This window comes from Pseudomonas sp. 3-2, from assembly GCF_019710535.1.
Lineage (GTDB): Bacteria > Pseudomonadota > Gammaproteobacteria > Pseudomonadales > Pseudomonadaceae > Aquipseudomonas > Aquipseudomonas pharyngis.
This window is the reverse complement of the sequence record NZ_CP081200.1, coordinates 760,500-773,181: the sequence shown is the minus strand read 5'-3', so window position 1 is coordinate 773,181 and position 12,682 is coordinate 760,500. Positions and strand designations below refer to the sequence as shown.

General features: G+C 62.4%; 12 protein-coding genes and 1 pseudogene. 8 read left to right on the top strand and 5 right to left on the bottom strand.

The features are described 5' to 3' along the window. Positions 1-100: 100 nt before the first annotated feature. The 3 genes from K3819_RS03350 (at position 101) to K3819_RS03340 (ending at position 1,779) form a co-directional block, all read left to right on the top strand. Positions 101-394 (top strand): putative quinol monooxygenase, encoded by a 294-nt coding sequence (locus tag K3819_RS03350; protein WP_011332308.1) that lies wholly within the window; start codon positions 101-103, stop codon positions 392-394. A 31-nt stretch (positions 395-425) separates the two neighbouring features. Continuing rightward, positions 426-1,439, top strand: coding sequence for a zinc-binding alcohol dehydrogenase family protein (locus K3819_RS03345; protein ID WP_221398626.1), 1,014 nt, complete (start codon positions 426-428; stop codon positions 1,437-1,439). A gap of 166 nt (positions 1,440-1,605) precedes the next feature. Next, positions 1,606-1,779, top strand: a complete 174-nt coding sequence (locus K3819_RS03340; protein WP_166742328.1) for a hypothetical protein — start codon at positions 1,606-1,608, stop codon at positions 1,777-1,779. 10 nt (positions 1,780-1,789) lie between these two features. On the opposite strand, the gene K3819_RS03335 is transcribed toward K3819_RS03340, so the two are convergent. Together K3819_RS03335 and K3819_RS03330 are read right to left on the bottom strand one after the other, a co-directional pair. Continuing rightward, the gene (locus K3819_RS03335) at positions 1,790-2,992 is read right to left on the bottom strand and encodes a multidrug effflux MFS transporter (protein ID WP_064593273.1); all 1,203 of its coding nucleotides are present in this window, start codon (positions 2,990-2,992) and stop codon (positions 1,790-1,792) included. A 103-nt stretch (positions 2,993-3,095) separates the two neighbouring features. Continuing rightward, positions 3,096-3,293 (bottom strand): heavy-metal-associated domain-containing protein, encoded by a 198-nt coding sequence (locus K3819_RS03330; RefSeq protein ID WP_007958490.1) that lies wholly within the window; start codon positions 3,291-3,293, stop codon positions 3,096-3,098. Between the two features lie 148 nt (positions 3,294-3,441). Here K3819_RS03330 and K3819_RS03325 point away from each other — a divergent pair, with 148 nt between their 5' ends. The 3 genes from K3819_RS03325 (at position 3,442) to cueR (ending at position 6,706) form a co-directional block, all read left to right on the top strand. Then, positions 3,442-3,825 carry a hypothetical protein gene (locus K3819_RS03325; RefSeq protein ID WP_064593272.1) on the top strand — a complete coding sequence of 128 codons (384 nt, stop codon included), beginning with the start codon at positions 3,442-3,444 and terminating at the stop codon, positions 3,823-3,825. A 77-nt stretch (positions 3,826-3,902) separates the two neighbouring features. Next, the gene (locus K3819_RS03320; RefSeq protein WP_085613570.1) at positions 3,903-6,296 is read left to right on the top strand and encodes a heavy metal translocating P-type ATPase; all 2,394 of its coding nucleotides are present in this window, start codon (positions 3,903-3,905) and stop codon (positions 6,294-6,296) included. After that, positions 6,293-6,706, top strand: a complete 414-nt coding sequence (cueR, locus tag K3819_RS03315) for a Cu(I)-responsive transcriptional regulator (RefSeq protein ID WP_007958485.1) — start codon at positions 6,293-6,295, stop codon at positions 6,704-6,706. The genes K3819_RS03320 and cueR overlap by 4 nt, the downstream gene beginning before the upstream one ends. On the opposite strand, the gene K3819_RS03310 is transcribed toward cueR, so the two are convergent. Together K3819_RS03310 and K3819_RS03305 are read right to left on the bottom strand one after the other, a co-directional pair. Further along, positions 6,660-7,877 carry an MFS transporter gene (locus K3819_RS03310; RefSeq protein ID WP_221398625.1) on the bottom strand — a complete coding sequence of 406 codons (1,218 nt, stop codon included), beginning with the start codon at positions 7,875-7,877 and terminating at the stop codon, positions 6,660-6,662. The two genes, cueR and K3819_RS03310, sit on opposite strands and share 47 nt — an antisense overlap. A gap of 56 nt (positions 7,878-7,933) precedes the next feature. Then, positions 7,934-8,830: a PA4780 family RIO1-like protein kinase gene (locus K3819_RS03305; protein WP_221398624.1), complete on the bottom strand. Its 897-nt coding sequence runs from the start codon at positions 8,828-8,830 to the stop codon at positions 7,934-7,936. Positions 8,831-9,271: 441 nt separating this feature from the next. Between K3819_RS03305 and K3819_RS29640 the strand changes: the two are divergent. Further along, positions 9,272-10,312, top strand: a pseudogene (locus tag K3819_RS29640) (cache domain-containing protein); the annotation flags it as partial. A gap of 138 nt (positions 10,313-10,450) precedes the next feature. Beyond that, entirely contained in the window at positions 10,451-11,218 is a 768-nt protein-coding gene (locus K3819_RS29635; RefSeq protein ID WP_371850984.1) for a methyl-accepting chemotaxis protein, read from the top strand. Positions 11,219-11,267: 49 nt separating this feature from the next. Here the strand turns inward: K3819_RS29635 and K3819_RS03295 are convergent, their stop codons facing one another. Then, positions 11,268-12,545 (bottom strand): acetyl-CoA C-acetyltransferase, encoded by a 1,278-nt coding sequence (locus tag K3819_RS03295; RefSeq protein WP_085643975.1) that lies wholly within the window; start codon positions 12,543-12,545, stop codon positions 11,268-11,270. Positions 12,546-12,682 lie beyond the last annotated feature (137 nt).

Genomic DNA, 12,682 nt, shown 5'->3' with positions numbered 1-12,682 from the left:
AAAAAAACATTGAAAGAGACTGCTCTTTTAGCCGGTTTTATCTCGGGCAGAAATAGCCAATCATGCCTTCCATCGAATTCATCCCGTCCCGGAGTCGAACATGTCCCAGCCTTTCACCGCTATTGCCACCCTGATCGCCCGACCTGGCCAGCAGGACGCTCTCGAACAGCACCTGCGCGCCCTGATCGAACCGACCCGCGCCGAAGCGGGTTGCGGTCAGTACGAACTGCATCAGGACCTGGCCAATCCACTGGCCTTCTACATGATCGAACAGTGGGCCAGCGACGAAGCCCTGCAAGCCCACGATGCCAGCGCGCATATCCAGCATTTCCGCAGCCAGGCCGAGGCGTTCCTCGAACACTTCGAACTCAAGCGCCTGCGCGTCATCGCCTGAAACCTTCCTTAATTCACTTTCGGAGTTCTCCATGAAAGCCATCGCCTATTACGCCTCGCTCCCGATCAGCGACGAAAAATCCCTGCAAGACATCGAACTGCCAGAACCGGTAGCCGGCCCCCGCGACCTGCTGGTGGAAGTCAAAGCGATTTCGGTCAACCCGGTCGACACCAAGGTTCGCCAGAACGTCGCGCCGGAAGGCGGCGCCGCCAAGGTACTGGGCTGGGACGTGGCCGGTGTGGTCAAGGCCGTCGGAAGTGAAGTGACCCTGTTCAAGGCCGGCGACAAGGTGTTCTACGCCGGCTCCATTGCCCGGGCCGGTGGCAACAGCGAATTGCACGTTGTCGATGAGCGGATTGTCGGCCACATGCCGAAAACCCTCGGCTTCGCCGAAGCTGCCGCCTTGCCGCTGACCGCCATTACGGCGTGGGAATTGTTGTTCGAACGTCTGCAGATTCGCGAAGGCAACACTGACGAAGGCCAGGGCCTGCTGATCGTCGGCGCGGCTGGCGGCGTCGGTTCGATCCTCACCCAACTGGCCAGCCAGTTGACCGGACTCAAGGTCATCGGCACCGCCTCCCGCCCGGAGACTCGCGACTGGGTGACCGAGCTGGGCGCCGACGTGGTGATCGATCACAGCCAGCCGTTGAGCGAAGAACTGAAACGCGCCGGTGTGGCCCACGTGACCCACGTCGCCAGCCTGACCCAGACCGAACAGCACCTGGACCAACTGGTCGAGGCTCTGGCGCCGCAAGGCAAACTGGCGCTGATCGACGATCCGAAAGCGCTGGACGTAACCAAACTCAAGCGCAAGAGCCTGTCGCTGCACTGGGAGTTCATGTACACCCGCTCGCTGTTCGAAACGCCGGACATGATCGAGCAGCACAAACTGCTCAATCGAGTGGCCGGGCTGATCGACAGCGGCACCTTGAAAACCACGGTCGGCGAGCACTTCGGCACGATCAACGCGAGCAACCTGCGCCGCGCCCATGAATTGCTGGAAAGCGGCAAGGCCAAGGGGAAAATTGTTTTAGAAGGTTTCTAAAACCCGTAAGACCGCAGCCTTCGCCAGCGCCAAAAATGTCTGGCTCGGGGGCTGCGGCGCTTTTTTGCCGTCAGTCAGATGCTTGACCCTTGTCACAATTGCGATCGTATTCAGGACTACAATCGAAACCTCTGCGATGCAATCTTTTACGTACGGGAGGTCAGCAATGAAGATCCTGATAAAAGAAGTGGCAAAGTCCCAGTGGCAAGTTCGTCTCGACCAGCACGCCGTGACCTTCCGCAGTGAGGCCGAAGCGCTGGCCTTCACCCGCACCCTCGAAGCGCGTCTGCACGCGCCCCATCAGATTCCCGATCCCGGCCAGCAGCGCGCTGTCGGCTGAGGCTTTCGTTTCAGTTTTCAGCCTGCGCCTTTGCCAGCGCCCGGGCATTCTGGATGCGCCGGGTGAGCATCGCTGCGCACACCACCAGCAAACCACACAGGCTGATGACCATGGCCATCGGCACGGCGGTGCCATCGTGCAGGATCCCCACCAGCGCCGAGGCCCCGGCAGCGACGCTGAACTGCAGGCTACCGAGCAACGCTGAAGCACTGCCGGCGCGACCGCCCTGCCCGTTCATCGCACACGCCGCCGCATTGGGGCTGATGCAGCCAAGGCTGGCAACGCAAATGAACAAAGGAATCAGCAGTGGCCACAGGGACTCGGTGTGCAAGGCGCTGACCGCGAGCAGCGTCAGCCCGGCACCCAGGTAAACCCAGACCGCCCGTGACAGCAGAAAGGCCGGACCGCGCTTGGCCAGCAGGCGCGCATTGACTTGTGCGACCAGAATGAACCCGGCCGCGTTGGTGCCGAACAGCCAGCCGAAATGCTCGGCCGGCACGCCGTACAGTTTGATGAATATGAAAGGGGAACCGGCGATGTAGGCAAACATCCCGGCGATGGCGATACCGCCGGTCAGGGCATGGCCCATGTAGACCGGATCCGCCAGTAGCCGACCGTACTGACGCAGGGCACCGGACAACGGCTGGCGCGGAACATGCGCCGGCAGACTTTCCGGCAGGCCGAGGGCCACGGCCAGTCCGGCCAAGGCACTGAATCCGGTCAGCACCAGGAAAATCGACTGCCACCCCGTGGTGTTGACCAGCAGGCCGCCGAGCATCGGCGCCAGAATCGGTGCCAACCCCATCACCAGCATCAGCTGCGAGAACACTTTCGCCGAACCCACCGCGTCGCACTTGTCGCTGACCACCGCCCGGGCAATCACCATCCCCGCACAACCGCCCAGCGCCTGCACCAGCCGTGCCGCGATGAGCCACTCCAGATTCGGCGCATAGGCGCAGGCCACTGACGCCAGCGTGAACAGCGTCAGACCGATCAGCAACGGAATCCGCCGGCCGAAGCGATCCGCCAACGGCCCGTATGCCAGTTGACCGATGGACAGGCCGAAGAAGTAAGCCGACAGCGTCAGCTGGACGTGTTTCTCGTCGGTGCCGAACGCCAGCGCCATGGTGGGAAACGCGGGCAGATAGAAGTCGATCGCCAACGGACCGAAAGCGGTCAGGGCACCGAGAATCAGAAGGGTACGGAAGTTCATCAGGCGTCCAGGTCGGGCGGGCAGTTGAGTTGAGTGCAGCCCGACAGTCTAGCTGCGCGAGGACGCCTTGAACATTCCGGTAGCTCGCTAACTATTAAAAAGATCAGGCGAGTTTGATGGCGTAGCCTTCTTCGCTGATCGCCTCGATCACCTGCTCGGCGCTCAGCGCACTTTCGACGCCGACTTCCTTCGCCGCCAGATCGACCCGCACGCTGGCGGCCGGATCCTTGCTCTGCACCGCCTGGGTGACGGCCTTGACACAGTGACCGCAGGACATGCCTTCAACAGTGAACACTTGCATGGAATGACTCCTTTGAGTGAGGTTGCCGGCAGTTTCAGGCTTGCCACGATGGCAAGGTCAAGTTCTGCAAAAAACTGCCGGGCTGGCAATCGGCGCCGCGCTCGGCCAAGCTGCACGCATCAATGACATGAATTCAGGAGATTCAGCCATGCGCTGGTCAGCTTTCAGCCTGTTTGGCTTACTCAGCCTCTTTGCCGCGATCCCTTCGGTGCAAGCCGCCGGGGAAGATTACGGGGTGCTGATCATTTCCCGCGAGCGCCTGGAAGTGGCGACCTCCTGCGAAATCGGCGTGTACATCCAGGATCAGCTGTCGGCGCGCCTGTTTCAGGAGCAAAGCACATCGTTCAACCTGCCGCCGGGCAATGTCTCGCTGCGCCTGAAGCTGCTGCCGGGGCAAATGCCGGGTTGCAACCCGGGCATGCTCGCGCCGGGCTCGCAGGAGATCAGACTGCATGCCGGCGACATCCTGAAATTCCGCATCGCGATGAACCAGGAAGGCATGTACCTCAAGCCGACCGGCCTCGGCTACTGACGCTTTCGGATTGGCGCTTGACCTTGCCAGCATGGCAAGGTTGATCCTGTAGGCATCTTCTACAGGGAGTACGACCGATGTCCGATTCCATCACCTTCGATCTGCCCATCAGCGGCATGACCTGCGCCAGTTGCGCCGGCCGTGTCGAGCGGGCGTTGAGCAAAGTCAGCGGCGCCAGTGCCGTCAGCGTCAACCTCGCCACCGAACAGGCCCGGGTGCAGGCCCCCGGCGACAGCCTGCCGGCGCTGATGGAAGCAGTCGAACGCGCCGGTTACAGCGTGCCGCAGCAGACCGTGGAATTGAACATCGACGGCATGACCTGCGCCTCCTGCGTCGGTCGCGTCGAACGCGCCCTGAACAAGGTTGCGGGGGTGAAAAGCGTCAGCGTCAACCTCGCCAATGAACGCGCTCATCTCGAATTGCTCGGCGCGGTCGACCCGCAAACCCTGATCGCCGCCGTGAGCAAGGCCGGTTATTCGGCCAGCCTCTTCGAACTCGAAAATCCGCAATCCGACAATCGTCAACAGCGCCTGGACCATGAGCGCTGGGCACTGATCTGCGCCATCGCCCTCGCCTTGCCGCTGGTGCTGCCGATGCTGCTGCAACCGTTCGGCATTCACTGGATGCTGCCGGCCTGGGCGCAATTCGCCCTCGCGACCCCGGTGCAATTCATTTTCGGTGCGCGGTTTTATCTGGCGGCGTGGAAAGCCGTACGCGCCGGGGCCGGCAACATGGATTTGCTGGTGGCATTGGGCACGAGCGCCGGTTATGGCTTGAGTCTCTACGAATGGGCCACCGCCGACGGGCGCATGCCGCATCTGTATTTCGAGGCCTCGGCGGTGGTCATCGCTCTGGTGCTGCTCGGCAAATACCTGGAAAGCCGTGCCAAACGCCAGACCGCCAGCGCCATCCGCGCACTGGAAGCGTTGCGCCCGGAGCGGGCAATTCAAGTCATCGATGGCCGCGAACAGGACGTCGCCATCAGCGCCCTGCGTCTTGGCGATCGGGTTTTGGTCAAACCCGGTGAGCGTTTCCCGGTGGACGGCGAAGTGCTGGAAGGCCAGAGCCACGCCGACGAAGCACTGATCAGCGGCGAGAGCCTGCCGGTGCCCAAGCAACCGGGCGATAGGGTCACCGGCGGCGCGATCAACGGCGAAGGCCGCTTGCTGGTAAGCACTACGGCGCTCGGTGCGGAAAGCGTGCTGGCGCGGATCATCCGTCTGGTGGAGGACGCCCAGGCTGCGAAGGCACCGATCCAGAAACTGGTGGATAAAGTCAGTCAGGTGTTCGTGCCGACGGTTCTGCTACTGGCCCTGGCTACACTGATCGGCTGGTGGCTGTACGGCGCGCCGCTGGAAACCGCGTTGATCAACGCCGTCGCGGTACTGGTGATCGCCTGCCCGTGTGCCCTCGGTCTGGCGACACCGACCGCGATCATGGCCGGCACCGGCGTGGCCGCCCGCCACGGGATTCTGATCAAGGATGCCGAAGCACTGGAGCGTGCCCATGAAGTCAGCGCCGTGGTGTTCGACAAGACCGGCACCCTGACCTCCGGCACGCCGCGCATCGCGCATTTCAGCGCGATCGAGGGTGATGAAAACGCCCTGCTGACAGCGGCCGGCGCACTGCAACGCGGCAGCGAACATCCGCTGGCCAAAGCGGTGCTGGATGCCTGTGCCGAACGCCATCTGAGCGTGCCGGATGTCAGCGACAGCCAGTCCCTGACCGGGCGCGGCATCGCCGGCAGCCTCGACGGCCGGCGCCTGGCGCTGGGCAACCGGCGCTTGCTGGAAGAAAGCGGTTTGAACGCCGCAACCCTGAGCGAATCCGCAAAGGCCTGGGAAACCGAGGGCCGCACGCTGTCCTGGCTGATCGAGCAAAGCCCGGAACCTCGCGTGCTCGGTCTGTTCGCCTTCGGCGACACCCTCAAGCCAGGCGCGCTGCACGCGGTGCAACAACTGGCCGCGCAGCACATCCACAGCCACCTGCTGACCGGCGACAACCGCGGCAGCGCCCGGGTGGTGGCCGAAGCGCTGGGCATCGAAAATGTCCACGCCGAAGTGCTGCCGGCGGAAAAAGCCGCCACTGTCGCCGAGCTGAAAAAAACCGGGGTCGTGGCCATGGTCGGTGACGGCATCAACGACGCACCGGCGCTGGCCGCGGCCGACATCGGCATCGCCATGGGCGGCGGCACCGACGTGGCCATGCACGCCGCCGGCATCACCCTGATGCGCGGCGATCCACGGCTGGTGCCGGCCGCACTGGAAATCAGCCGCAAGACCTACGCGAAGATCCGCCAGAACCTGTTCTGGGCCTTCGTCTACAACCTGATCGGCATTCCGCTGGCGGCGTTCGGCTTCCTCAATCCGGTGCTGGCTGGTGCGGCGATGGCCCTGTCGAGCGTCAGCGTGGTGAGCAATGCGCTACTGTTGAAAACCTGGAAACCCGAGGATCTGGAGGACAACCGATGAACATCGGCCAAGCGGCCCGCCACAGTGGCCTGAGCGCGAAGATGATCCGTTATTACGAGTCGATCGGTCTGCTCAAGGCTGCCCATCGCACCGACAGCGGCTATCGCGTCTACGGTGACGATGACCTGCACACGCTGGCATTCATCAAGCGTTCGCGGGACCTGGGCTTTTCGCTGGAGGAAGTCGGCAAGCTGCTGACCCTCTGGCAGGATCGCCAGCGCGCCAGCGCCGATGTGAAGGCCCTGGCCCGCCAGCACATCGACGAGCTGAATCAGAAGATCCGCGAACTCGGCGAACTGCGCGACACTCTGCAGGATCTGGTCGAGCACTGCCACGGCGACCATCGCCCGGACTGTCCGATCCTCAAGGAACTGGCGTCGGGCTGCTGCGCGCAACCCGCGCGCGCCTGAGCAGCAGGATTTTCATCGACAGCACTGTGGCGAGGGGAATGCCGTGGAACAGCAGCACCACGGCACCCGGCGCCCACCACGCATAGAACGGTGCGGCGATCAGCATGCCGACGCCGAACCCGGTCATCTGCAACAGCGTCAGGAAGCTGAAGATCGGCAGGCGCAAAGGCTCCGGTTCCCGTTGCAGACGTGACATCAAGCCGACTTCCGAGAAACCGTCGCCCAACCCGGCCGGCAGCGAAAACAGCAACAGACCGACGACGCTGTGCTGCTGGAACATCAGGATGAAGCCGCAGGACATCAGCAGCACGCCACCGAAATAGCGGCGCTCCAGATGAATGTTTTCCGAGCCGTTGAGGCGACTGGCGATCCGCGCGCCGAGCAGTTTGCCGACGGCCCACACTGCGAGCATCAGGCCCAGCGTGGTGCTGGCCGAGTCCGGTGTCAGCAGTTTGGAAATGATCGGAAAACCGACGTTGTGCGCAGCGCTGCCAAGGGTGTCGGCCATAGTCACCGCCAGCATCGCCGCAACCACCGGAGCGCTGCGCAAGCCTTGCAACAATGCCGACCACTCACCCTGTTTAGCGCTGGATTCGGCCACTGGCTCCGGTGCGCTGAACCGCAGCGGCGCAATCAACACTGCCGCCAACAGATAGGTCACCGCGTTCAGCGCAAACACCGTTTCAAAACCAAATCCCGCGACCAGCAACCCGGATACCAGACTGCCGCCGACCATCGCCATGGACGAGGCGGACGTGATCCACGCATTGGTCTTGAGCAACTGCGCCGGCTCGATCAAGCGCGGCAACTGACTGTTGAGGCCGATGGCGAACATTGAATTGCCAAAGCCCAGACCGAACGCGATCAGCGGCAGCAACAACGCCTGCTGACTGACCGGCACGATCAGCAACAAACCGAGCACTGTGGCGCGCAATAGATCGAAGGCAATCAACGGCAAGCGACCGCTGCATCGACGATAAAACGCGGTGCCGATCAGGCTGGCGAAAATCCCGCCGCCCACGCGACTGGCGAGAAAGATCCCCACGCTCATCGCGCTGTTGCTCAGCAGGTAGACATAAGTGGCCAGCGCAACCATGTTGAGGAACGCGCCGAAATCGGAGATCAGCCGCGCCGTGATGATCAGCCGGGCATTGCGGGAAGTGCTGGTCACAATCAATCCTTGAATGTGTAAAACCCGGCCGAAGCCGGGTTTTGTTTTTCAGATGCTCACTGCATCCACGGTGGTGGCGGAGGTTCGTCGGACTTGCCCTTGGGCTCGTCGTCCGCCGCGCGGATGGCTTGCTTGCGCTCCTCATCCAGACGCGCCGCTTCGATCTCGCGCAGTACCCCGCCGACATCGGCCAGGTCCTCGGGATCGTCGAACTCGCCGGTCAGCACGCTGGCCGGGTGCAGCGTACCCGCCTCGTACAACGCCCACATTTCCTTGGCGTATTTGGTCTTCTTCAACTCCGGGGCAAAGCGGCCGAAGTACGACGCCATGTTGCCGACGTCACGCTCCAGCATGCTGAACGCATGGTTGTTGCCCGCCGCGTCCACCGCTTGCGGCAGGTCGATGATGACCGGCCCCGTCGGCGTCAGCAGCACGTTGAACTCCGAAAGGTCACCGTGCACCAGACCGGTACACAACATCAGCACGATCTGCGAAATCAGGAACGCGTGATACTCGCGGGCCTGATCCGGCTCCAGCACCACGTCGTTCAGACGCGGCGCGGCATCCCCGTATTCATCGGCCACCAGTTCCATCAGCAGCACGCCGTCGAGGAAGTCGTAGGGCTTGGGCACTCGCACACCCGCGCCGGCCAGACGGAACAGCGCCGCGACCTCGGCATTCTGCCAGGCGTCTTCGGTCTCTTTGCGACCGAATTTCGACCCCTTGGCCATCGCCCGGGCCTGTCGGCTGTTACGAACCTTGCGGCCTTCCTGATATTCGGCCGCCTGGCGGAAACTGCGTTTGTTCGCCTCCTTGTAGACCTTTGCGCAACGTAACTGATTGCCGCAGCGCACCACATAAACAGCTGCTTCTTTGCCACTCATGAGTGGACGCAGCACTTCGTCGACCAGACCGTCCTCGATCAGGGGTTCAATGCGTTTTGGAGTCTTCATCAGCTTTTATTGTGGGTCCTTTATTACCAAACACGCGAATGTCATTCGTTATACGGCAATCCTCGCATCACGGGGAGGGGTTGCCGACCTGTGAACCTGTGGATGCACACACTGTGCCGGATAAATCAGGTCAATTCGCCTCTTTATCGACCGCTTCGAATCATAGCCGAGGCCGGCGAATTTATAGGCGCCAGGACTTGAGGGCATTTGCGACAGAATCTGACATCCAACTGAACAGATCTCGTAAGAATTTTCTCCCAAGACCTCAATTTCCCTCTTCATCAGCCGAATTCCTCTGAGACAGAGGAACTTGTCCGACAATCGTTCCAAAAAAAACTTCGATGTCGCACCCAGGGAAACGGGTGAGAAATAGGTTTTTCGGCTGCCAATAACCGCGAGTCATCTGCACTGCGTGGGCCTACAAGAAAATCTGGAGCGCGGATGAACATCAAACAGAAGTTGACCTGGGCGTTTGCAATCATCGCCTGCTTGCCCGTGGTGCTGGTCGCCACGCTGGTGGTACTGAACCTGCGCAGCGATGCCCGGGACGATTTTGTCGACAGCAGCGGGCGCGAGATCCGTCAGGTCAGCAATGCCATGCAGCTGTTTTTCGACGGCATCAGCCAGAACGTCGATTACCTGGCGGCGCAGCCGTTGGTAAAGAACGCGGACGGCAGCGTTCGCAGCCGCATGAGCGCCAACGCCGCCGATACCTCCGATGGCGAGATCGACAAGCAACTGTTTGCACTGTTCGAGGGGCTGGCCAAATCCCACCCGGCCTACTCCTACGTCTCCTATGGATTGAACAGCGGCGGCTATGCCTTCTGGCCGGGCGATCCGAAGATGGCCAACTACGACCCGCGCACCCGCCCCTGGTACAAGACGGCCATGGCCAACCCGGGCAAGACCCTGCGTACCGAAGCCTATTACTGGGCCGGCGATGACGCGGTACTGGTCAGCACCGTGCGGGCGGTCGCCAACCAGTTGGGCGCCCAGGGTGGCGTGGTCAACATTGACGTGTCGCTCAAGCAACTGACCGAGATCGTCAAACAGATCAAGCTCGGTGAAAGCGGTTACCTGATGCTGATGGAAAACACCGGCACGGTGCTGGTCGATCCGAAGCAACCGGAGCACAACTTCAAGCGACTCGACAGCCTCGGCGACGGCTACGCGCAACTGGCCAAGGCCGGCAAAGGCCTGGTTGACATCGAGCTCAACGGCGAACGCTACATGGCCAATGTCTGGCCCTCGGAGCAACTGGGCTGGACCTTCATCGGCCTGATCAAACAGAACGAAGTGATGAGTTCCGCCACCCAACTGACCTGGCTGATCGCAATCATTGCGGCCGTGCTGGCGGTGTTTTTCGCGGTGGTCGGTGCCAGTTTCGCCAGCCTGATCGTGCGGCCGATCCGCAGCGTGGCCAGTGGTCTGGAAGGCATCGCCCAAGGCGAAGGCGACCTGACCAAGAGCCTCGACATTCGTGGCAGCGACGAAACCGCGCAACTGGCCAACTGGTTCAACCAGTTCCTTACCGCGATCCGCAGCCTGATCCAGCATATCGGCGGCGCGGCCGGGAAAATCCTCGCCACTTCGCAGAGCTCGACCCGCGTCTCCGGCGACATGGCCGAAGCCGCCGGACGCCAGCGCGAAGCGGTGGACATGGTCTCGACCGCGTTCCACGAAATGGTCGCCACCGCCAACGAAGTCGCCCGCTCGTGCAGCCAGGCGGCGGAGTCTGCCGACAGCGGCCAGCGCCAGGCCCGCGAAGGTCAGCAGCAGATCGATGCGGCGGTGCACAGCGTCGATCAACTGAGCCAGGAGCTGGAGCAATCGGCGCAGTCGATGCAACAACTGGAGCGCGACAGCAACGACATCCAGTCGATCCTCGGCACCATCCGCTCCATCGCCGAACAGACCAACCTGCTGGCGCTCAACGCGGCCATCGAAGCGGCGCGGGCCGGTGAGCAGGGTCGTGGTTTTGCGGTGGTGGCCGATGAGGTTCGCGCACTGGCCAAACGCACGGCGGATTCGACGGCGGAAATCGACGGGCTGCTGGGCAACCTGGCCAAACGCACCAGCGCGGTGACTCAGCAGATGCGCGCCAGCCTCGATGTGTCTCAGCAATCGGTGGCACGCATCGGCGAAGCGCGAGAAAGCTTCGGTCAGATCCGTGAGTCGGTGGATGTGATTCGCGACATGAACACGCAGATCGCCACGGCCGCTGAAGAGCAGCATCAGGTGGCTGAGGACATCAATCGGCATATCAGCCAGATTCATGGTGATGCGCAGTTGGTGGCGGAGCTGGCGAATTCGGCGCGGCTGGATTCACAGAGTCTGGCGGGGTTGTCGAATGAGCTGGACGGGTTGGTGCGCAGGTTCCGTACCTGAGTAACCTTTGTAATCCCCTCTCCCTTGGGAGAGGGGGCTTCTTGTTCCTTCAGCGCTCGACGATGGCAGTCACCCCCTGCCCCCCCGCCGCACAAATCGAAATCAACCCCCGCCCCTGCCCCGCCGCATCCAGCAACTTCGCCAGATTCGCCACAATTCGCCCGCCCGTCGCGGCGAACGGATGCCCCGCCGCCAGCGAGCTGCCCTTGACGTTCAAGCGGCTGCGATCAATCGAGCCCAGCGGCGCGTCCAGCCCGAGCCGGGTCTTGCAGTAGTCCGGATCCTCCCAGGCCTTCAACGTGCACAACACTTGCGCGGCGAAGGCCTCGTGAATTTCGTAGTAGTCGAAGTCCTGCAAGGTCAGCCCATTGCGCGCCAGCAAGCGTGGCACGGCATAGACCGGCGCCATCAGCAGCCCTTCGGCGCCGTTGACGAAATCCACCGCCGCCGCTTCGCCGTCACGCAAGTAAGCGAGGATCGGCAAGCCGCGTTCCTTCGCCCACTCCTCGCTACCCAGCAGCACCACCGACGCGCCATCGGTCAGCGGCGTCGAGTTGCCGGCAGTCAGCGTGCCTTTGGCGCTTTTCTCGAAGGCCGGTTTCAGGGTCGCGAGTTTTTCCAGGGTCAGGTCCGGGCGCAGGTTGTTGTCGCGGGTCAGGCCGAGGAATGGGGTCATCAGGTCGTTGTGCCAGCCTTCGCTGTAGGAAGCCGCCAGTTTGTGGTGGCTTTCGAAGGCCAGTTGATCCTGTTCCTCGCGGGGGATGTTCCAGGTCTGCGCCATCAATTCGCAGTGCTCGCCCATCGACAGGCCGGTGCGCGGTTCGCCGTTGCGCGGGAAGTCGGGGATCAGGTGTTTCGGGCGTAATTGCAGAAAGGTCTTGAGCTTGTCGCCGGTGGTCTTGGCGCGGTTGGCTTGCAGAAGGATCTTGCGCAGGCCTTCGCTGACGCTGATCGGCGCATCCGACGTGGTGTCGACGCCGCCGGCAATGCCGCAATCGATCTGGCCGAGGGCGATCTTGTTCGCCACCAGCAGCGCCGCTTCCAGGCCAGTGCCGCAGGCCTGCTGAATGTCGTAGGCCGGGGTGGCCGGTGACAGGCGTGAGCCAAGCACGCATTCGCGGGTCAGGTTCATATCCCGTGACAATTTCAGCACCGCCCCTGCGACCACTTCGCCGATGCGCTGGCCGTGCAGGTTGTAGCGTTCGATCAGGCCTTCGAGGGCGGCGGTGAGCATCACCTGATTGCTGGCGGTGGCGTAAGGCCCGTTGGAACGGGCGAACGGAATGCGGTTGCCACCAATGATCGCGACGCGGCGCAGCTGACTCATGAAATGCTCCTTGTGAAATATCCGGTCTGAAAATCGAGCGCTGAAAACCCGGTCGGGCCACAAAAGCGCCGAGGGCAAACTACTCTGCTGTTCTAGCGTAGGCCTTATTGCGTGGATCGAACGATTGATTGCCCTTC